At 60.7% G+C, this 18,862-nt stretch carries 18 protein-coding genes; 8 read left to right on the forward strand and 10 right to left on the reverse strand.

Features of this window, described 5'->3' with window-relative positions:
• Positions 1-96: 96 nt before the first annotated feature.
• From ABNP46_RS03545 to purH, 6 genes are all read right to left on the reverse strand, one after another.
• The gene (locus ABNP46_RS03545) at positions 97-1,452 is read right to left on the reverse strand and encodes a heavy metal sensor histidine kinase (protein WP_349921060.1); all 1,356 of its coding nucleotides are present in this window, start codon (positions 1,450-1,452) and stop codon (positions 97-99) included.
• Positions 1,442-2,131, reverse strand: coding sequence for a heavy metal response regulator transcription factor (locus ABNP46_RS03550; protein WP_434476173.1), 690 nt, complete (start codon positions 2,129-2,131; stop codon positions 1,442-1,444). The genes ABNP46_RS03545 and ABNP46_RS03550 overlap by 11 nt, the downstream gene beginning before the upstream one ends.
• A gap of 680 nt (positions 2,132-2,811) precedes the next feature.
• On the reverse strand, positions 2,812-3,345 hold the full coding sequence (locus ABNP46_RS03555; RefSeq protein WP_349921061.1) for a cytochrome b/b6 domain-containing protein: 534 nt from the start codon (positions 3,343-3,345) through the stop codon (positions 2,812-2,814).
• Positions 3,326-3,700, reverse strand: coding sequence for a cytochrome b562 (locus ABNP46_RS03560; protein ID WP_349921062.1), 375 nt, complete (start codon positions 3,698-3,700; stop codon positions 3,326-3,328). Before ABNP46_RS03560 ends, ABNP46_RS03555 begins: the two co-directional genes overlap by 20 nt.
• A 259-nt stretch (positions 3,701-3,959) precedes the next feature.
• Complete coding sequence (purD, locus tag ABNP46_RS03565; protein ID WP_349921063.1) at positions 3,960-5,249, reverse strand: phosphoribosylamine--glycine ligase; 1,290 nt, start codon at positions 5,247-5,249, stop codon at positions 3,960-3,962.
• Between the two features lie 101 nt (positions 5,250-5,350).
• The gene (purH, locus tag ABNP46_RS03570) at positions 5,351-6,943 is read right to left on the reverse strand and encodes a bifunctional phosphoribosylaminoimidazolecarboxamide formyltransferase/IMP cyclohydrolase (protein ID WP_349921064.1); all 1,593 of its coding nucleotides are present in this window, start codon (positions 6,941-6,943) and stop codon (positions 5,351-5,353) included.
• A 417-nt stretch (positions 6,944-7,360) separates the two neighbouring features.
• On the opposite strand from purH, the gene zntR reads away from it, so the two are divergent.
• Both zntR and ABNP46_RS03580 read left to right on the forward strand, forming a co-directional pair.
• The gene (gene zntR / locus ABNP46_RS03575) at positions 7,361-7,801 is read left to right on the forward strand and encodes a Zn(2+)-responsive transcriptional regulator (protein WP_349922366.1); all 441 of its coding nucleotides are present in this window, start codon (positions 7,361-7,363) and stop codon (positions 7,799-7,801) included.
• Positions 7,802-7,910: 109 nt separating this feature from the next.
• On the forward strand, positions 7,911-8,126 hold the full coding sequence (locus ABNP46_RS03580) for an alternative ribosome-rescue factor A (RefSeq protein ID WP_349921065.1): 216 nt from the start codon (positions 7,911-7,913) through the stop codon (positions 8,124-8,126).
• Between the two features lie 113 nt (positions 8,127-8,239).
• Here the strand turns inward: ABNP46_RS03580 and hemW are convergent, their stop codons facing one another.
• Positions 8,240-9,385, reverse strand: coding sequence for a radical SAM family heme chaperone HemW (gene hemW, locus ABNP46_RS03585; RefSeq protein WP_349921066.1), 1,146 nt, complete (start codon positions 9,383-9,385; stop codon positions 8,240-8,242).
• Positions 9,386-9,556: 171 nt separating this feature from the next.
• On the reverse strand, positions 9,557-10,153 hold the full coding sequence (locus ABNP46_RS03590; RefSeq protein ID WP_349921067.1) for an XTP/dITP diphosphatase: 597 nt from the start codon (positions 10,151-10,153) through the stop codon (positions 9,557-9,559).
• A gap of 233 nt (positions 10,154-10,386) precedes the next feature.
• Between ABNP46_RS03590 and ABNP46_RS03595 the strand changes: the two genes are divergently transcribed.
• From ABNP46_RS03595 to ABNP46_RS03605, 3 genes are all read left to right on the forward strand, one after another.
• A complete protein-coding gene (locus ABNP46_RS03595) occupies positions 10,387-11,553 on the forward strand; it encodes a multidrug effflux MFS transporter (RefSeq protein WP_349921068.1) in 1,167 nt (388 codons plus the stop codon).
• Between the two features lie 155 nt (positions 11,554-11,708).
• Complete coding sequence (locus ABNP46_RS03600) at positions 11,709-12,758, forward strand: oxidoreductase (RefSeq protein WP_349921069.1); 1,050 nt, start codon at positions 11,709-11,711, stop codon at positions 12,756-12,758.
• 308 nt (positions 12,759-13,066) lie between these two features.
• Entirely contained in the window at positions 13,067-13,312 is a 246-nt protein-coding gene (locus ABNP46_RS03605; RefSeq protein WP_050719122.1) for a hypothetical protein, read from the forward strand.
• A gap of 106 nt (positions 13,313-13,418) precedes the next feature.
• Here ABNP46_RS03605 and ABNP46_RS03610 read toward each other — a convergent pair whose 3' ends face one another.
• Together ABNP46_RS03610 and ABNP46_RS03615 are read right to left on the reverse strand one after the other, a co-directional pair.
• Positions 13,419-13,874: an NfeD family protein gene (locus ABNP46_RS03610; RefSeq protein ID WP_349921070.1), complete on the reverse strand. Its 456-nt coding sequence runs from the start codon at positions 13,872-13,874 to the stop codon at positions 13,419-13,421.
• The gene (locus ABNP46_RS03615; RefSeq protein ID WP_349921071.1) at positions 13,871-14,788 is read right to left on the reverse strand and encodes an SPFH domain-containing protein; all 918 of its coding nucleotides are present in this window, start codon (positions 14,786-14,788) and stop codon (positions 13,871-13,873) included. The genes ABNP46_RS03610 and ABNP46_RS03615 overlap by 4 nt, the downstream gene beginning before the upstream one ends.
• A 198-nt stretch (positions 14,789-14,986) precedes the next feature.
• On the opposite strand from ABNP46_RS03615, the gene cysG reads away from it, so the two are divergent.
• The 3 genes from cysG to cysN all read left to right on the forward strand — a co-directional run bounded on the left by cysG (position 14,987) and on the right by cysN (position 18,859).
• Positions 14,987-16,414, forward strand: coding sequence for a siroheme synthase CysG (gene cysG / locus ABNP46_RS03620; protein ID WP_349921072.1), 1,428 nt, complete (start codon positions 14,987-14,989; stop codon positions 16,412-16,414).
• Positions 16,415-16,511: 97 nt separating this feature from the next.
• On the forward strand, positions 16,512-17,420 hold the full coding sequence (gene cysD, locus ABNP46_RS03625; RefSeq protein WP_349921073.1) for a sulfate adenylyltransferase subunit CysD: 909 nt from the start codon (positions 16,512-16,514) through the stop codon (positions 17,418-17,420).
• A gap of 11 nt (positions 17,421-17,431) precedes the next feature.
• Entirely contained in the window at positions 17,432-18,859 is a 1,428-nt protein-coding gene (gene cysN, locus ABNP46_RS03630; protein WP_349921074.1) for a sulfate adenylyltransferase subunit CysN, read from the forward strand.
• The last annotated feature ends 3 nt before the right edge of the window (positions 18,860-18,862 follow it).

Raw genomic sequence — 18,862 nt, forward strand, 5'->3', positions numbered from 1 at the left:
TTTCATGTGAATTATCCGATCTTTTATATCGCCATCAAAATATACAGAGTCGAGTGGATGAGATGTTTAGTGCCCATGAAAATACAACCAGTCCATTCATCGCGCCGGGAATAACAAATGGAATGTGATGTGTTCACCATCCACCTCATTCCACACTTTTCCACCATGAACCTCGATTATCGACTTGACGATGGAAAGACCCAGGCCAACACCATCACTGCTACCCGAGCGTGATATATCCCCACGATACAAGCGATCGAACATCCTGGAGATAGGCTCACCCGATATACCCGTGCATCTGTTTGTGACTGAAACAAGGGTGCCGTGGGATGAGCCGCGGGAGAGTGATATGCCGATGGGGGAGCCATGATCCGAATATCGGATGGCGTTGGAAATGACATTGGATATCGCTCTGCGAAACATGATTTTATCCGCCATGACGTGGTCTTCATTGTTAATGAGCTCAAACGTTAATGCTTTCTCCTCCACCAGGTAGGTGAAAAAGTCCAATAAGGATGAAAGCTCGCTCGCCAGGCTCAACGGCTCCTTATCCGCTGAAATAAGTCCGTTGTCAGTCCGGGCTAGCCAAAGCATGTCACCCACCATTTTGGCCAGCTGCTCAAGCTCCTCCAATATCGAGTACATCAGTTCCTGATACTCTGGAATGCTGCGCTCCTGGCTCAAGCCAACCTGTGCCTGCATGATGATATTGGTCAAGGGAGTCCGCAGTTCATGGGCCACATCGTTGGAGAAATCCGACAATTTGATGAAGCTGCCATTCAACTTGGTCAGCATCCCGTTGAATGACTCGACCAGTTCCCTCAGTTCGCCGGGGTATTTATCGACTGCCAGCGTCGCCTCCAGTTTTTCGGCCTGGATGGTTGACATATGCTTGCTCAATGAATAGATGGGGTTATGTCCTTTCTTTATACCCAGGTAAGTCGACAATATGATAATGAGCCATGCCCCGCAGAAAATGATCAATAACTGGACTCTGAAGTCAGCAAGAAAATGAGAGTGGACACTGGCATCGAGATAAATCATGACGGAGTAACGTTGCTTGTCGATATCTACATGGATTGTCTTGACGATATAGTTATGGCTGGACGGGGGCTCAGTTTCTGATATGGACATAAATGTGCCGGCATTGTTCCCGGGGGAGAGTCGGCGACGACTGCTTTTATATACAAGACGCTCATCATCCAATAGTTTTATATAAAATCCCTCATCAGAATTGGCTGCATCCCAGGCCATTATCTTTGACAGGGCATCTTTCTGCTTGGAAAGAGAGAGGATGATGGATGCCTTGTTGCTGACGATATCCTCATCAAGCTCCATGAAATGGTTTTTGAGCGACCTCTCTACCAAAAAAAGCAACGCCATCATGCTGAGCGTGATCGCGACAGAGACCAGCAGCATGGTGCGTAGAATGATGGATGCATTATCCCTCATCACCGTTTCCTTCCATCTTATATCCCATCCCGCGTATCGTATGGATGAGCTTCACATGATGGTCATCATCAACCTTGGCTCGCAGTCGCCTGATCGCTACGTCAATGACATTGGTATCGCTATCGAAATTCATATCCCACACCTGAGAGGCAATCAGGCTGCGAGGCAAGACTTCTCCACGGCGACGTGCCAGCAACTCCAATAGCAAATACTCCTTGGGTGTCAGATACAGTTTTTTACCTGCACGGCTGACGACCCTCGATTTGATATTGATGGCCATGTCTGCGATGACAATTATCTCTTCGATATGATTGTCTTTGGTTCTTCGTAACAGGTTTTTTATTCTTGCCAGTAATTCAGCGAATGAAAATGGCTTTGCAAGGTAATCATCAGCACCGGATTCCAATCCTTTTACGCGATCCCCCACGCCATCTTTTGCCGTCAGAAACATGACGGGGACCTGATTGTTGACCTGCCTTATTTCCTCAAGAAGTTGCCAGCCATTCATCCCCGGCAGCATGATGTCCAATATGATCAGATTAAATTCATGGTTCAGTGCATAAAACTGGCCATCCATGCCATCGGTCGCCAGCGTCACGACATAGCCTGACTCCATGAGACCTTTCTTCAAATACTCACCAATTTTGGGCTCGTCTTCGACAACCAGAATATTCATCATGTCCCCCTCGACAAGGCAAGGTTATCGGCAATGCCATCCATTGCTACTCTACGCCATCGTATATTGGATGGAAATTTTCCCGCCTGAGTCGATACCAGTCACCCTGGTATCCAGGTTGCCGTGAGCTGTCTCTTGGTTTCCGATGAGAATATACATCGGCCTTGATGGTGCCATAAGCGGTCGTCTGCAACCCTGTTTGAAAGAAATAAAAGAATGAAACACCATGGCATGAATTACTTTTCTAGTCGGTCATACATGATATGTATTTTGAACGTCATGGTCTGTGCTGAGCCATGAAACATTCACAGTGAAAAAATGCAGGCTCTTGCTGTCAATACCGACAGTGAACTCGCCGACAAACACCCGGTGAACCTTAACACCGGATAACGCCACCAGTAAAATTACATTTCTGTCATGGATGACATGCCTCTCCAGATGGCTATTGCCGCGATCTGATGAATGCATGGCAAAGCACCGCTGATGTCCGCCATGAATCGGTCTACAGCCATTGTGACTGGGAAGGGCATTCAAACGTCATCCAGGGAATGGATAGCGCTCGCACCAAGAGGGAGTGGGGTTCTGGTTTGACACCGATATCGGAGGGTCCCGTGGTAGCGGGGCAGCAATGAGAAAGCCACCCGAGTTTGGTGGCTTTCTGATCTCAAGAAGATGAAATGATCTTATTCACTCTTGCGAAGCGTTCCGTGGGGCAACATGCGGGCCACCAGGTTGCTGCGCTGGCGCCAGGAGGTGAGGACGATGGCGCACAGGTGCAGGGCTATCATGGCCTGCAGTGCCCAGGTGCACCACTCGTGCCAGTCGTCGGCGCCGAGCTCGAAGCCCATCTCGGTATTCTGGAACCAGCCGGTGCCTGCGGTGGCGAGGATGATGAGCCAGAGTGCCCAGACCGCCAGCTTGCCGCTGCCGTGGTGGCCGGGGGCGGCGGGCGCGCGGGTTTGCAGGGCCCGGGCCTGCTGGTCGAATTCACCCCGCCTCGGGATGAGGGCGCTCAGGCGGGCGTGACCCCTGGCGAAGGAGAGTCCCCAGCCGAGACGGACGCTGATCAGAATGATCGCCAGGTAACCGAGCCGCTCGTGCCAGGTTTCCCCCGCCTCGTTGAACCAGAGGTTGGCGACGCAGGCGGCCGCCACACCCCAGTGGGTGAGGCGGACCAGCTTATCCCAGCGAAAGGGTTCAGCCTTTCTGCTTGGCATAGGTGTGATACTCCTTCTTCAGGTCATTGACCTTGGCGAGGTGAGCGCGGGCCTTCTCCTGATCGCCGGCCTGCAGGGCCGCCAGGCTGGCGTCCAGCTCACCTTGCACCTCGTTCATGCCTTCCAGGAACTTGGCCTTCTTGGCTTCCGGCATCTTCCTCTCTTTGGCGATGTCGAGCTGGGCCTTCATCTCCTTGATGTGCTTCTCCATGGTGGCGGCATCATCGGCCTTGAGGGCCTGTTTGTAGTTGAAGCCGATCTTCTTCATGGGTTGCTCCAGCTCACCGGCCAGGGCGGGCAGAGTCAGCAGGCCGAACATCAGGGGCAACAGCAAGGGGCGCACGGTTTGCAACATGGGATTTCCTTATGAAACGACGACATTGTGGGTTCTTATGGCACTCATTTGAGTGCGTTATCATACAGCATGATGCCACGTTCAAGGGGCACTTGTATGAATAAAGTGCGACCAATTGTGACAAAATGTGCCCATTGTGCTGACGAGATGTAGCCAATCAGTGAGGATGTGCTGCGGGAGGAGGGTCGGGATCCCCGGGGAATGAACAGCAAAAAGGGCCCGCAGGCCCTGATGATAAATTGGCTGTGACGAGCCCGACTTAGCGGGCCTGTTCCCGCTCGATGGCGCGCCAGCCGATGTCATTGCGATAGAAGACCCCGTCCCACTGGATGCGGCCAGCCAGCTGGTAGGCGCGCTTCTGTGCCTCGGCGACGGTGTGACCCAGGGCGGTGGCGCACAGTACCCGGCCACCGGCGGTGACCACGGTATCTCCCACCAGGCGGGAGCCTGCGTGGAACACCTTCTCGCCGCTTGCCTCTTCCACCGGCAGACCGCTGATGGCCTTGCCCTGCTGGTAGTCACCGGGGTAGCCGCCGGCCGCCAGCACGATGCCGATGGCGACACGGGGATCGTAGATGGCCTCTTTCTGATCCAGTTTGCCGGCGCAGGCCGCCAGGCACAGCTCCACCAGATCGGAGCGCATGCGCAGCATGATGGGCTGGGTCTCGGGGTCGCCGAAGCGGCAGTTGAACTCGATGACCTTGGGGTTGCCCTGCTCGTCGATCATCAGACCGGCGTAGAGGAAGCCGATGTAGACGTTGCCCTCGGCGGCCATGCCACGCACGGTGGGCATGATCACCTGCTCCATCACCTTCTGGTGTACCGCATCGGTCACCACGGGGGCGGGGGAGTAGGCGCCCATGCCGCCGGTGTTGAGACCGGTATCGCCATCGCCGACCCGCTTGTGGTCCTGGCTGGTGGCCATGGGCAGCACGTGCTCGCCATCCACCATGACGATGAAGCTCGCCTCTTCGCCGCTGAGGAACTCTTCGATCACTACCCGGGCACCGGCGTCACCGAAGGCGTTGCCGGAGAGCATGTCCCGCACCGCTTCCTCGGCCTCTACCAGGGTCATGGCGACGATGACCCCCTTGCCGGCGGCCAGGCCATCGGCCTTGATGACGATGGGGGCGCCTTTCTCGCGCAGGTAGGCGAGCGCCGGTTCCACCTCGGTGAAGTTCTGGTACTCGGCGGTGGGGATGGCGTGGCGGGCCAGGAAGTCTTTGGCGAAGGCCTTGGAGCCCTCCAGCTGGGCGGCGGCGGCGGTCGGGCCGAAGATGGCCAGCCCCTCGGCGCGGAACGCATCCACCACCCCTTTCACCAGCGGCGCTTCGGGACCGACGATGGTGAGGCCGATGTGCTGCTCCTTGGCAAACGCCAGCAGGGCAGGCACGTCGGTGGCGGCGATGGCCACGTTTTCGATGCTGCCTTCATGGGCTGTGCCCGCATTGCCGGGGGCGACGAACACCCGGGTCACCAGGGGGGATTGCTTGGCCTTCCAGGCCAGGGCGTGTTCACGGCCGCCGTTGCCGATGATCAGTACTTTCATCCTGTTCCTCGCTGCTGTTCGTGCTGACCGGCCGCGCCTGTGGGGGCGGCCGGTTGAAAAGAGTCCGTTGAAGGCAGGGCCGCACGGCGCGGCCCCAGGTATCAGTGACGGAAGTGGCGCATGTTGGTGAACACCATGCACATGCCGTGTTCGTCGGCGGCGTCGATCACTTCCTGATCCCGCATGGAGCCACCCGGCTGGATGACGCAGGCGATACCGGCGGCGGCGGCAGCATCGATGCCGTCGCGGAACGGGAAGAAGGCGTCGGAGGCCATGACGGAGCCCGCCACCACCAGCCCTTCATCCTCGGCCTTGATGCCGGCGATCTTGGCGGAATAGACCCGGCTCATCTGACCGGCGCCGACGCCGATGGTCTGGCCCGCCTTGGCGTAGACGATGGCGTTGGACTTGACGAACTTGGCGACCTTCCAGCAGAACAGCAGATCTTTCAGTTCCGCCTCGGTGGGCTGGCGCTTGCTGACCACGGTGAGATCCCCGAGGGAAACCATGCCAAGGTCGCGCTCCTGCACCAGCAGGCCGCCGTTGACGCGTTTGAGATCAAAGCCTTGCGCCGGTGCCGTCCACTGACCGCATTCGAGCAGACGCACGTTCTGCTTGGCGGCCACGGCCTCGCGGGCCTCTTTGCTGACACTGGGGGCGATGATCACTTCCACGAACTGGCGATCCACGATGGCCTTGGCGGTGGCGCCATCCAGTTCGCGGTTGAAGGCGATGATGCCGCCAAACGCCGAGGTGGGGTCGGTCTGCCAGGCGCGCTCGTAGGCGCCGAGCAGATCGCTGCCGATGGCCACACCGCAGGGGTTGGCGTGCTTGACGATGACGCAGGCGGGTTCATCGAACTCCTTCACGCATTCCTGCGCCGCGTCGGTGTCGGCGATGTTGTTGTAGGAGAGCGCCTTGCCCTGCAGCTGGATAGCGCTCGCGACAGAGCCAGGGGCCGCCTGTTCCTCGGCGTAGAAGGCAGCAGCCTGATGGCTGTTCTCGCCGTAGCGCATGTCCTGCTTCTTGATGAACTGGCTGTTGAAGGTGCGCGGGAAGCGGGACTCTTCGTCTCCTTCCTTGTTGTCGCCGTAGGAGGGCACCAGAGTACCGAAGTAGTTGGCGATCATGCCGTCGTAGGCGGCGGTGTGCTCGAAGGCGGCGATGGCGAGATCGAAACGGGTGGCAAGAGTCAGGCTGTTGCCGTTGCTGTCCATCTCGGCGATGACGCGACCGTAGTCGGCGGCCTTGACGACGATGGTGACGTCCTTGTGGTTCTTGGCGGCGGAGCGCACCATGGTCGGACCGCCGATGTCGATGTTCTCGACCGCATCGGCCAGGGTGCAACCCGGCTTGGCGACGGTGGCGGCGAAGGGGTAGAGGTTGACGACGACCATGTCGATGGGGGAGATAGCGTGCTGGGCCATGATGGCGTCATCCTGATCGCGACGGCCGAGGATGCCGCCGTGTACCTTGGGATGCAGGGTCTTGACGCGCCCATCCATCATCTCGGGGAATCCGGTGTAATCGGAGACCTCGGTCACCGGCAGACCCGCTTCGGCGAGCAGCTTGGCGGTGCCGCCCGTGGAGAGCAGGGCGACGCCACGCTCGTTGAGTGCCTTGGCAAATTCCAGGATGCCAGTCTTGTCAGACACACTCAGCAGTGCACGGCGAATGGGTCGAGCTTGTTCCATCACACTATCGTCCTCAGCATAACGGGGACAGGTCCATGAGAGGCGAGGCTCAGCACAGAGAGTCCCCAAATAAATGGAAGTGGGGGATTTCACAAACCACTCTCGCCAGGCCTGGGCCGGCAACAGCATTTTAGGAAATGCCCGTTTGATGCGACGCTCTCTTGTGGGCGCGTATTCTACACAAAAAATGTGAGCCGTGGTGGATTTTTTACATTCACAAACCCTTGTCTGGCGCGGTGTTAAACGTTTTCTGGTCAAATTGTGTGAAACGTTTGTCTTTTCAGTGTTTTGGCAGGAAAAGTCACGTCGGCCTCCCCTTGTCTGCCCCTTTCCTGCCTTTGGCTGGTAATCGGTGAGCAAAGGGGTGATAGTGAGAGCCGGTTTATATTGAGTACCCATTCCAGCAGGAGAGTGATGATGTATCGCATCGGGGAACTGGCCAAGGCGTGCGGGGTGAAGGCGGATACCCTGCGCTTTTACGAGAAGAACGGGCTGCTCTCGCCGGGTCTGCGCAACGACTCCGGCTATCGTGTCTATGGCGAGCAGGACCGGCGACGGCTGGAGTTCATCATCCGCGCCAAGTCGGTGGGTTTTTCCCTGGCGGACATCGGCGAGCTGCTGGATCTGGATACCAACAAGGCCAGGGTCACCTGCCAGGAGGTCAAGGCGGTGGCCGATGCCAAGCTCACCCAGGTGGAGCAGAAGATCCTCGAGTTGACCCGCTTTCGCGAGAACCTGAAACAGCTCTCCAACATCTGTTGCGGCGGGCCGCGCTCGGCCGAGCACTGCGCCATCCTGGAGACCCTGGAGTCGGGGGTGCCGTCCCGCCACGAGCACCATGATCACGAGCACTCATAAACCCGGCCCGGACCCCTTGCGGCGGGAGCCAAACAGGCGCACAATCGGCGCGTTTTTATCACATGTGGCGATTTTATCGCCACATTTAATGACCAAGGCAGGAGTCTATATGGCCAAGAAGAGACGGGTCGATATCATCGACCAGGCCCACGATCATCAGCGTGGCATCATCCAGGACAATCATCTGAAAGCCCTGGTGACTTCCCCCCTGTTCCAGGCGCGGGTCGAGGCGAGCAAGAAGGGCAAGGGCAGCTATCAGCGCAAGGCCAAGCACGGCAAGCGGTGGGAGCCCGGCCAACAGCGGATGCAACGCGTCTGCTGCTGAGCGGGTTTCCACCCCTTCATCTCAAAACAATCAGGGCGCCCATGGCGCCCTGATTGTTGTTGCGAAAGCGGCCGTTTGCTCACGGCTTCGCTGCAAGATGTGTGAACGCTTTCTCACTCGTCCATGAAAAGCTCGAGCAAGACGTTGAGATAGCGATGACCGAGGGAGGTCAGCTGCCAGCTGTCGCCGAGATCCAGGATGAGCTCCTTGGTCTGGGCGATGGCGAGCATGGTCTCCACCTGCTCCAGCGCCAGGCCGGTATAGGCCTCGAATTCTGCCTTGGGGGCCGGCTCGAACAGCCGGAACCGGTTCATGAAGTACTCGAGCGGCAGATCGTCCTCGGTCACCGTCCACTGGCTGTCCAGATAGGCGCGGGCGGGATCCAGGTAGCCTTTGGGGTGCTTCACCTTGGCGGTGCGCAGGATCTGCTGGCTGGCGAGATCCGTCACCTTGCCGTGGGCGCCGCAGCCGATGCCGAGATAGTCGCCGAAGCGCCAGTAGTTAAGGTTGTGACGACACTGATAGCCCGCCTTGGCGTAGGCCGAGATCTCGTACTGCTGGTAGCCCTGGGCGGTGAGCATGGCGTGACCCTGCTCGTAGATGTCCCACAGGGTGTCATCCTCCGGCAGGGTGGGGGGCTTGGAGGCGAATGCAGTGTTCGGCTCTATGGTGAGCTGATACCAGGACAGATGCGGCGGCGCACAGTCGATGGCCTGCTGCAGGTCATAGAGCGCATCCTCCAGGCTCTGATCCGGCAGGCCGTGCATCAGATCCAGGTTGAAGGTGGGCAGTGATATGGCGTGAGCCAGCTCGGCGGCCTTGCGCGCCTCCTCTGGCCCGTGGATGCGGCCGAGTCTGGTCAATTTCTCCTGCTGGAAGCTCTGCACCCCGATGGAGATGCGGTTGATGCCCGCACTCTGGAAGCCGGCGAACTTGTCCGCCTCGACGGTACCCGGGTTCGCCTCCATGGTGATCTCGCAGTCCGGGGTCAGGGGGATGCGCGCCCGCACCCCGTCCAGCAGGGCCTGCATGGCCTCCACGCTCAGCAAGCTGGGGGTGCCGCCACCGATAAAGATGGAGGAGAGCGGTCGTCCCTGGGCCCAGTGCAGATCCTGCTCCAGATCCTCCAGCAAGGCGGCCACGTACTCGAGGTGGGGCAGCTCTCCCTTCTGGGCGTGGGAGTTGAAGTCGCAGTAGGGGCACTTCTGGACGCACCAGGGCACGTGGATATAGAGGGAGAGAGGCGGCAGTTGCAGCATGGGTATTCCAGTGTTCAGCAATCAGGGATCAAAACGGGGGCCAACTCTACTGTTCCCCGCCATCGCTGGCAATGGTTGTGGCACAAGCTGGGAACGATGAGCAAAACGGGGGCCGATGGCCCCCATTGTAGATGAAACGCGCTGCGGCGTATGCCGGTGCCAGGTGTGGCCTCAGTGGGCCGCGGCCAGGGCGGCCTTCAACTTGGCCAGGGCCTGGCCCCGGTGGCTGAGCTGGTTTTTCAGCTCGCTCGGCATCTGGGCCGAGGTGCAGTCGTGATCCGGCACGAAGAACACGGGATCATAGCCAAAGCCGTGCTGGCCGCGGGGTTCGTCCAGGATCATCCCCTCCCAGCTCGCCTGGCAGATGATGGGGGTGGGGTCGTCGGCGTGACGCATGTAGACCAGTACGCACCAGAAGCGGGCGCTCTTGAGGTAGTCGGGGGCACCCTGAAGCTCTGCCAGCAGCTTGTCGATGTTCTCCTTGTCGCTGGCACCCGGGCCTGCGAAGCGGGCGGAGTAGACACCGGGGCGGCCGTGCAGCAAGTCCACCTCCAGACCGGAGTCGTCGGCGACGGCGGGCAGACCGGTGATGCGGGCGGCGTGACGGGCCTTGATGATGGCATTCTCGACGAAGGTGGTGCCGGTCTCCTCGGCATCGGTGACGGCGAACTCGCTCTGGGGGATCACCTGGATCTTCATATCGGCCAGCATGGCGGCCAACTCCTTCACCTTCTTCTGGTTACCTGTTGCCAGGACAAGCTTGCTCATCACGCACCTCCGCAAAAATTAATCTGCGCATTCTATGCGGGGCAGGCGTTTAGGCAAAGCGCTGATTAGCTCCCGTCGGAACTGGCCGGGGCTGGGATGCGCTGCTCGGAGCTGTGGTAAAAATACATCTTTCCTCAGTGGAATAACCAAAGTGATTAAATGCCATTTCAATTCATTACTCTGAGTCAGTAGACTCGCGCACCAATTCAATCCCCTGGTCTTGAGGTGAACTGATGCCATTGATCCTTTTGCTCGTACTCCTGGTGTTGTTCAGCCCGCTGGCCATCGACATCTATCTGCCCGCCATCCCCCAGATGGCGGAGCAACTCGGCGCCGAGGTGACCCTGATGCAGGGCACTATCACCTGGTTCCTGTTCAGCATGGGGCTGGGCCAGTTGCTGGTGGGGCCGCTCGCCGATCGTTACGGTCGCAAACCCATCGCGCTCGGCGGCGTGCTGCTCTACGGCCTGAGCGCCCTGGCCGCCGGTTTCGCGGCCAGTCTGGGGGAGCTGATGCTGGCCCGGGTGCTGCAAGGCTTCGGCGCCTGCGCCACCTCGGTGGCGGCCTTCTCCGTGGTGCGTGACAGCTATGGCCCCAAGAAGAGCGGCCAGATGATCTCCTACTTGAACGGTGCCATCTGCTTCATCCCCGCCCTGGCCCCCTTGCTCGGTGGCTGGCTCACCGCCAAGGCGGGCTGGTCGGCCAACTTCTGGTTTATGGCGGGCTATGCCGTCATCGTCGGCAGCTGGCTGCTGTGGCGCATGCCGGAGACCCGTCCGGAGGAGACCAGCAGCGCCGGTCCGCTCATCAGCTGGTCCCGCTACAGCCCGGTGCTGCGCTCCCCCAGCTTCCTGTTCAACGCCGGCCTCTGCATGCTGTCGATGGCGGTGATCCTGGCCTATGTCACCGCGGCCCCCGTGCAACTGATGGTGAAGCTGGGTCTGGACATGAACGGCTTCAGCTACTGGTTCACCGCCAATGCGGCACTGAATATCCTGGCCTGCTTCCTGGCCCCGCGCTTCATTGCCAGGGTTGGCCCAAGGCGCACCCTGCGCATCGGCCTGCTGGTGATTTCGCTCTCGGCCATCGCCCTGACCCTGGTGCAGCACATCGAGCACCCGCTCGCCATGATGGGCCCCGTGTTCCTCTCCAGCATCGGCTTCGCCATGGTGCTGGGAGCGGCTGCCGGCATGGCGCTTGCGCCCTTCGGCCACTGCGCCGGCACGGCGGCAGCCCTGCTCGGTCTGTTCCAGATGAGCGGCGCCGGCGCCCTGGTGGGGATCACCGGTGCCCTGGTGGCGGATCCCCTCAATCAGCTGGCGCTGCACATGTGGCTGCTGCTGCCGCCCCTGCTGGTGCTGCTGACGCGCCACGGCCGCCGTCTCTGCCTGCAGCCTTGAGTGCCGGGGGCGTGCATCCGTGATGGATAAGGCCCCTGTACTGGCGATAAATCCTGTGCTCTGATGGGCACAATCAGGGGGCCTTGGGCCCCTTTCTTCTTGGGACGCACTCGTCTGTGCCCCTTTATACGGATGACTTCAGCGGAGAACAGCGGATGAGCCAGACAATCAATGCCGCCCTGGTGGGCTATGGCTATGCAGGCCAAACCTTTCATGCCCCCTTCCTGGTGACCACGCCGGGCCTCACCCTGCGCTGGGTGGTGAGCCGGGATGCCGCCAAGGTGCACGCCGAGCTGCCGGGCAGCCAGGTGGGGACGCTGGAGCAGGTGCTGGCCGATGAGAGCGTGGATCTGGTGGTCATCGCCACCCCGAACGATACCCATGCCCCCATCGCCCGTCAGGCCCTGCTGGCCGGCAAGCACGTGGTGATCGACAAGCCGTTCGCACTGGATCTCGCCGAGGCGAAGGCGCTGGTGGAGCTGGCGCAGAAGCAGCAGCGGCTGCTCAGCATCTTCCACAACCGGCGCTGGGACGGGGACTTCCTCACGGTGCGCCGCCTGCTCGCCGAAGATGCCCTGGGACAGATCGCCCAGTTCGAGTCGCACTTCGACCGTTATCGTCCCGAGGTGCGCCAGCGCTGGCGGGAGGCGGGCGGCCCGGGCTCGGGCCTGTGGTTCGATCTCGGCCCTCACATCCTGGATCAGGCGCTGCAGCTGTTCGGCCAGCCAGAGTGGATCCAGGCCGATCTGGCGGCGCAGCGTCCCGGTGCCCTGAGCGATGACTACTTCCACGTGGTGCTGGGCTACGGGCCGCTGCGGGTGATCCTGCACGGCAGCTGCCTGGTCTCTGCCGACATGCCCCGCTTCGTCATCCACGGCAGCCGCGGCTCCTTCATAAAGTTCGGCATGGATGTGCAGGAGCCGCAGCTCAAAGAGGGCCTGCGTCCTCCAGTGGCGGGTTGGGGAGTGGATCCCGCGCCGGGCCAGATCAGCCGCATGGTGGAAGGGCTGCCCGGGCAGGAGCCGGTGAAGGGGGAGGCGGGCAACTACGGCACCTACTATAGCGGCGTCTGTGCGGCCATCCGTGGCGAGGCAGGCAATCCGGTGCCGGCCGACGAGGCGCTGGCGGTGATGGCGCTGCTGGATCTGGCCCGGGAGAGCGACAGCCAGGGCCGTCGGCTGAGTTGTCAGAAGTTGTCTGACTGATCCCGGGCTTTCACGCAGAATTCGATGGTATTCAATAGCGGCCAACCACTGTGGGTCGGCCATTTTTTGGATGATTATTGTGCCAAATTGCGTTTTTAATTGGCTTTTATATTAATTTTTGTCGCTATAGCAGTTATTTTTATCCAGCCCACGAGAAAATATCATTGTGATACGCGTTTTCATCGGCTGTGTATGGCGTTATATTTCGCGCGTCTCTTGGCTCCCGTTCTGATGGTTTTTTCACGGGGACAAGGGGCACAGTGATGGCCCTGACGGCCGTCTCTCCATCTTTATTTGAGGATATGTACATGAACAAAGTACTGGTAGCCGGTATCCTGGGTCTGATGTTGACCGCTTGTGGTCAGAAAGAAGAAGCCGCCGCTCCGGCCGCTACTCCGGCCGCCGACGTTGCTGCAACCGTTGAGAAGGCTGCTTCCGACGCTTCTGCCACCGTAGAGAAGGCTGCTTCTGAAGCCTCTGCTACCGTAGAGAAAGCTGCCGAAGACGTGGCCACCAAGGTCGACGCTGCAGTGAGCGATGCCAAGGCCAACTAAGCCTGCACCTCATCTGAAAACGGGCCCGACGCTAGCGTCGGGCCCGTTTTTTTATGGCCGTGTTTTGAAAAGTGGCAGGTTGCCTGCATCAGCCCGCTGAATCGACTCAGGCCAGCGGCTCCACCAACAGGATATGGGAGTCGGCACCGATGACCTTGACCCGGCTGCCTGCCGGCAAGGGCTGGGCACAGCGCACCGTCCAGACGGTGTCGTCCAGATGGACCCGACTCATGCCCTGGCTCACCTCGTCGAGCAAGGTGAGCTCCCGCCCCAGATAGCTCTGCATCCGCTCGTTGATGGGGGCGGCGGCATCCTGCAGTGAGCGATCCCGCCTGTGCTGCCAGCGCCACCAGGCCCAGGTGGTCAGCAGGGACTGCACCGCAAACAGCAGCAGTTGTACCTGCCAGCCGAAGGGCCAGAGCAGCAGCAGTATGCCCACTTCCAGGGCGGCAATGCCGGTCCAGAGCAAAAAGCCCACAGACCCCATCACCTCGATGGCCAGCAGGGCGAAGCCCAGCCCCAGCCAGTGCCAGTGGGTCAGCCCCTCCAGCAGGGCGCTCATGGTTGCTTGCCAGCCTTGTTGAACAGCTCGGCCATGCCGGCGACCGAGCCTATCAGGCTGCCCGCCTCCAGCGGCATCATGACGATCTTGCTGTTCGGGCCTTCGCCGATGCGGGCGAGAGCCTCGGTGTATTTCTGGGCGACGAAGTAGTTGATGGCCTGCATATCCCCTTCAGCGATAGCTCTTGAGACCATATGGGTCGCCTTGGCTTCCGCCTCGGCGGCCCGCTCCCGCGCCTCGGCGGCGAGGAAGGCGGCCTGACGCTCACCCTCGGCCTTGAGGATCTGGGACTGTTTCTCCCCTTCGGCCTTGAGGATCCGTGACTGACGCACCCCTTCGGCTTCCAGCACTTCGGCCCGTTTCTGGCGCTCGGCTTTCATCTGGGCGTTCATGGCGTCGATCAGCGCCATCGGCGGGCGCACATCCTTGATCTCGATCCGGGTCACCTTGATGCCCCAGGGGGCGGTGGCGGCGTCCATGGTGCGCAGCAGCTTCTCGTTGATTGTGTCACGCTGGGAGAGCATCTCGTCCAGCTCCATGGCGCCGAGCACGGTCCGCATATTGGTCATGGTCAGGTTGCGGATGGCGCTGGTGAGATCGTTGACCTCGTAGCCCGCTTTACGCGCATCCACCACCTGCACGAAGCTGATGGCGTCGATGGTGACGTTGGCGTTGTCCCGGGAGATCACTTCCTGAGCCGGGATGTCCAGCACCTGCTCCATCATGATGATCTTGTGGCCGACCCTGTCCACGTAGGGAATGAGCAGGTTGAGGCCGGGGGATAGGGTGCGGGTATAGCGGCCGAAGCGCTCCACCGTCCAGTTGTAGCCCTGGGGCACTATCTTGATGCCGGCGCTCAGGGTCGCGAGCACCAGGAACACGAAGATCCCCAATACAATCAATGACTCATTCATTATTAAGCTCCTTATGAAACACTTTCACTAGCCTAGAGTCTGGTGCGCAGCACCACAAGGACATTCACTCGCCTTTGCCATTGTGCAGGTTTACTAATTACTAAAACGCATTAAAGAGCATTTTTTATTATTTTGAAGGAATAAGCAGCCTGCCTATAGTCGCCCCAGTTGTCGCCGTATGCCGAGGAATGGGCCGAGATGGATTATTTACCTATGTTTGCCAAGTTGGAAGGCCGCCCGGTACTGCTGGTGGGCGGGGGCGAGGTCGCCCTGCGCAAGGCGCGCCTGCTGCTGGCATCGGGTGCCCGGCTGACCCTGGTCTCCCCGGTCATCGACGCCGCCTTCAACGAATTCCACGGCCGCTTCACCCATCTGGCGGAGCGCTTCAGCCCCGAGCATCTGGCAGGCCAGCAACTGGTGGTGGCCGCCACCGATGATGCCGAGGTCAACGCCCTGGTCTATCAGAGCGCCAACCAGCGCGGGCTCTTCGTCAACCTGGTGGATGACCCCGAGCGTTCCAGCTTCATCTTCCCCTCCATCATCGATCGCAGCCCCATCGTGGTGGCCGTCTCCAGCGGCGGCAAGGCGCCGGTGCTGGTGCGCCTGCTGCGCGAGCGGCTCGAGAGCCTGCTGCCCCGCCATCTCGGCGGCCTGGCCGAACTCTCCGGCCGGGTGCGCAGCAAGGCCAAGCGGGTGTTGGTGTCTATCTCTGATCGTCGCCGCTTCTGGGAGCGGGCCTTTGCCTCCAATACCCTCGGCAGCCTGGTGGAGAAGCAGGACTGGCAGGGGGCAGAACACTGGCTGAACGAGGGGCTGGACAAGGCGCAGAGCGAGCTGGGCGAAGTCGTACTGGTCGGTGCCGGTCCCGGCGATCCGGGCCTGCTGACCCTCAAGGCCCTGCAACAGATCCAGCAGGCGGAAGTGGTGCTCTATGACCAGCTGGTCTCCCCCGAGATCCTGGATCTGGTGCGCCGTGACGCCACCCTGGTGTCGGTCGGCAAGAAGGCGGGCGCCCACAGCGTGCCGCAGGAAGAGACCAATCGCCTGCTGGTGGAATACGCCAAGGCAGGCAACCGGGTGGTGCGCCTCAAGGGGGGCGATCCCTTCATGTTCGGCCGCGGTGGCGAGGAGCTGGAAGTGCTGGCCGCGGAAGGCATCCCCTTCTCAGTAGTGCCCGGCATCACGGCCGCCGCCGGTGCCACCGCCTATGCAGGCATTCCACTCACCCATCGTGACCATGCCCAGAGCGCCGTCTTCATCACCGGCCACTGCCAGAGCGAGGGCAAGGAGCCGGACTGGCAGCAACTCGCCGCCACCAACCAGACCCTGGTCATCTACATGGGGCTGATGCGCTCCGAGCACATACAACAGCAGCTGGTGAGCCATGGCCGCAGCGGCTCAACCCCGCTCGCCATCATAGAGCGGGGCACCCAGGCCAGTCAGCGGGTGCTGACCGGCACCCTGGATGAGCTGGCGAGCCTGGCGAGCCAGGCCCAGAGCCCGTCTCTCATCGTCATCGGCGAGGTGGTGGCCCTGCGCAAGCAGCTCGCCTGGTTTGCCGAAGGGGGAAGCCCCCTGAGCGATGAGTTCGGCAGCACGGATTTGAAACTGGTGAGCCTGGCCTGAGGCCGCTCACCCCATCGATTTTTTGGCGCAGCCCAGGCTGCGCCGCACTGAACCCGAAGCGCGCCGAGGCGTGCTGGCAATGACAGAGGACCCAGACATGGATCGTGAAAGATTGACGCATTTGCAGCAGCTGGAAGCCGAGAGCATCCACATCATCCGCGAGGTGGCTGCCGAATTTGAAAACCCGGTGATGATGTACTCCATCGGCAAGGACTCCTCCGTCATGCTGCACCTGGCCCGCAAGGCCTTCTACCCGGGCAAGATCCCCTTCCCGCTGCTGCACGTGGATACCAACTGGAAGTTCAAGGAGATGATCAAGTTCCGGGACGAGACCGCCAAGAAATACGGGCTGGATCTCATCGTCCACAAGAACCCGGACGGTCTGGCCATGAACATCAACCCCTTCGTGCACGGCAGCGGCAAGCACACCGACATCATGAAGACCGAGGGGCTCAAGCAGGCGCTGAACAAATACGGCTTCGACGCCGCCTTCGGCGGCGCGCGCCGGGACGAGGAAAAATCCCGCGCCAAGGAGCGGGTCTACTCCTTCCGTGACAAGTCCCACCGCTGGGATCCCAAGAACCAGCGCCCCGAGCTGTGGCGCGTCTACAACGGCCAGGTCAACAAGGGGGAGAGTATCCGGGTGTTCCCGCTCTCCAACTGGACCGAGCTCGACATCTGGCAATACATCTATCTGGAAAACATCGACATCGTGCCCCTCTACTTCGCGGCCATGCGCCCGGTGGTGGATAAAGGCGGCATCAAGATCATGGTGGACGATGAGCGCATGCCCATCGGGCCGGAAGACGAGGTGAAGCATGAGCTGGTGCGCTTCCGTACCCTCGGCTGCTACCCGCTGACCGGGGCCATCGAATCCAATGCCACCACCCTGACCGAGATCATCGAGGAGATGCTGGTGACCACCTCCAGCGAGCGGCAGGGGCGATTGATTGACCACGATCAGGCGGGCTCCATGGAGCAGAAGAAGCGTCAGGGATATTTCTAAGGAATCGACACATGAACAACCACATTCAAACCGCCATCACGGAACAGGGCATCGAAGCCTACCTGCACGCCCAGCAGCACAAGAGCCTGCTGCGCTTTCTCACCTGCGGCAGCGTGGATGACGGCAAGAGCACGCTCATTGGCCGCCTGCTGCACGACTCCCAGCAGATCTATGAAGATCAGCTCAAAGCCCTGGAATCTGACAGCCAGAAGCTCGGCACCACCGGCGAGAAGCTGGATCTGGCGCTCTTGGTCGACGGCCTGCAGGCCGAGCGCGAGCAGGGCATCACCATCGACGTGGCCTACCGCTATTTTTCTACGGCGAAACGCAAGTTCATCATCTCGGACACCCCGGGCCATGAGCAGTACACCCGCAACATGGCCACCGGCGCCTCTACCTGCGATCTGGCCATCATCCTGATCGATGCCCGCAAGGGGGTGCTGGATCAGACCCGTCGCCACAGCTTTATCGCGAGCCTGCTCGGTATCAAGCAGTTCGTGGTGGCGGTCAACAAGATGGATCTGGTGGAGTTCAGCCAGGCCGTGTTCGAGCGCATCAGTGCCGAATACCGTGAGTTCGCCAAGAAGCTCAGTGTCGACACCATCCACATCGTGCCGGTTTCGGCGCTGGACGGGGACAACGTGGTCAACCAGAGCGACAAGCTGGCCTGGTATCAGGGTGAGACCCTGCTCTCCTTGCTGGAGACCGCCGAGCTGGAGCGCGAGCTGGAGCGCCACCCGGTGCGCCTGCCGGTGCAGTACGTGAACCGTCCTAACCTGGATTTTCGCGGTTTCGCGGGGACGCTGGCCTCCGGCGTGCTGCGGGTGGGTGACAAGCTGGCGGTGCTGCCGTCCGGCAAGCAGAGCACGGTGACCCGCATCGTCACCTTCGACGGGGATCTGGAATACGCCCTGCCGGGTCAGGCCATTACCGTGACCTTTGCCGACGAGATCGACATCAGCCGCGGCGATCTGCTGGTGGATGCCGCCCATCAGCCCCAGGTGACCCAGAACGTGCTGGCTCACATCGTCTGGATGGGGGAGGAGTCCCTGCAGCCGGGCCGTGCCTATGACGTCAAGCTGGCCACCAAGAAGAGCCGCGGCCAGGTGGAAGCCATCCGCCACCGCGTCGAGATCAACAAGCTGGACGAGCTGCCAGCCTCCGAGCTCAAACTCAACGAGATCGGTCTGTGCGAGCTGAGCCTGACCGACCCGGTGGCGTTCGACCCGTATCAGGAGATCCGCGACACCGGCAGCTTCATCCTGATCGACCGTCTCTCCAACGTTACCGTCGGCGCCGGCATGATAGTGCAAGGGCTGGCCGCCAAGGTGGTAGCAGGGCAGTACAGCGAGTTTGAAATCGAGCTCAACGCCCTGGTGCGCAAGCACTTCCCCCACTGGCAGGCACTTGCCATCGGTAACGACACAAGCAAGGAGTAGGCC

Source organism: Aeromonas veronii (genome assembly GCF_040215105.1).
GTDB lineage: Bacteria > Pseudomonadota > Gammaproteobacteria > Enterobacterales > Aeromonadaceae > Aeromonas > Aeromonas veronii_G.

Bases quoted from the DNA above. Each gene is read 5' to 3' on its own strand.
- ABNP46_RS03590 (WP_349921067.1), bottom strand. From the start codon at position 10,153: ATGAGCAAGCTTGTCCTGGCAACAGGTAACCAGAAGAAGGTGAAGGAG.
- cysN (WP_349921074.1), top strand. From the start codon at position 17,432: ATGAACAACCACATTCAAACCGCCATCACGGAACAGGGCATCGAAGCC.
- ABNP46_RS03550 (WP_434476173.1), bottom strand. From the start codon at position 2,131: ATGATGAATATTCTGGTTGTCGAAGACGAGCCCAAAATTGGTGAGTAT.
- ABNP46_RS03600 (WP_349921069.1), top strand. From the start codon at position 11,709: ATGAGCCAGACAATCAATGCCGCCCTGGTGGGCTATGGCTATGCAGGC.
- ABNP46_RS03560 (WP_349921062.1), bottom strand. From the start codon at position 3,700: ATGTTGCAAACCGTGCGCCCCTTGCTGTTGCCCCTGATGTTCGGCCTG.
- ABNP46_RS03605 (WP_050719122.1), top strand. From the start codon at position 13,067: ATGAACAAAGTACTGGTAGCCGGTATCCTGGGTCTGATGTTGACCGCT.
- ABNP46_RS03555 (WP_349921061.1), bottom strand. From the start codon at position 3,345: ATGCCAAGCAGAAAGGCTGAACCCTTTCGCTGGGATAAGCTGGTCCGC.
- ABNP46_RS03615 (WP_349921071.1), bottom strand. From the start codon at position 14,788: ATGAATGAGTCATTGATTGTATTGGGGATCTTCGTGTTCCTGGTGCTC.
- ABNP46_RS03545 (WP_349921060.1), bottom strand. From the start codon at position 1,452: ATGAGGGATAATGCATCCATCATTCTACGCACCATGCTGCTGGTCTCT.
- hemW (WP_349921066.1), bottom strand. From the start codon at position 9,385: ATGCTGCAACTGCCGCCTCTCTCCCTCTATATCCACGTGCCCTGGTGC.
- ABNP46_RS03580 (WP_349921065.1), top strand. From the start codon at position 7,911: ATGGCCAAGAAGAGACGGGTCGATATCATCGACCAGGCCCACGATCAT.
- purD (WP_349921063.1), bottom strand. From the start codon at position 5,249: ATGAAAGTACTGATCATCGGCAACGGCGGCCGTGAACACGCCCTGGCC.
- cysG (WP_349921072.1), top strand. From the start codon at position 14,987: ATGGATTATTTACCTATGTTTGCCAAGTTGGAAGGCCGCCCGGTACTG.
- purH (WP_349921064.1), bottom strand. From the start codon at position 6,943: ATGGAACAAGCTCGACCCATTCGCCGTGCACTGCTGAGTGTGTCTGAC.
- ABNP46_RS03595 (WP_349921068.1), top strand. From the start codon at position 10,387: ATGCCATTGATCCTTTTGCTCGTACTCCTGGTGTTGTTCAGCCCGCTG.
- ABNP46_RS03610 (WP_349921070.1), bottom strand. From the start codon at position 13,874: ATGAGCGCCCTGCTGGAGGGGCTGACCCACTGGCACTGGCTGGGGCTG.
- cysD (WP_349921073.1), top strand. From the start codon at position 16,512: ATGGATCGTGAAAGATTGACGCATTTGCAGCAGCTGGAAGCCGAGAGC.
- zntR (WP_349922366.1), top strand. From the start codon at position 7,361: ATGTATCGCATCGGGGAACTGGCCAAGGCGTGCGGGGTGAAGGCGGAT.